Source organism: Deinococcus pimensis DSM 21231, from assembly GCF_000519345.1.
GTDB lineage: Bacteria > Deinococcota > Deinococci > Deinococcales > Deinococcaceae > Deinococcus_A > Deinococcus_A pimensis.
Genome location: NZ_KI912640.1, coordinates 28,149 through 28,533, shown reverse-complemented (window position 1 = coordinate 28,533; position 385 = coordinate 28,149). Strand labels below are relative to the sequence as shown.

General features: G+C 74.8%; 1 pseudogene. It reads left to right on the top strand.

Going from position 1 to position 385, the window contains the following annotated elements:
* Positions 1-189: 189 nt before the first annotated feature.
* Positions 190-385, top strand: a pseudogene (locus DEIPI_RS39490) (NAD(P)/FAD-dependent oxidoreductase); the annotation flags it as partial.

Genomic DNA, 385 nt, shown 5'->3' with positions numbered 1-385 from the left:
CTACGCGCCCCTCGACGGGATGAGCACCCTGGGCCGCGAGCTCGCCCGCGACCTCGACGTGGTGACGGAGGCGCAGGTCAGTCCCTGTCGCGCACGTCCGGCGGCTGGCGGGTCCACACGGGCGGCGGCGAGACGTACGAGACGCGCGAGCTGACGCTCAACCTGCCCCCGGCGCAGCTCCTGCCGCTCGTGGAGGGCCTGCCGATCGGGGACGCCGCCACGGACCTCGCGCGGGTCCGCATGAACCCCACCCTGACGCTCGTCGTCCGGCCCGAACGCGACCCCGACGTGACGTGGAAGGCGCTGGAGGTGCGGCACGACGTGCTCTCGTGGGTGAGCCGCGACCACACGAAACGCCCCGAGGGCGCCCCGCCCGTGCTCGTCG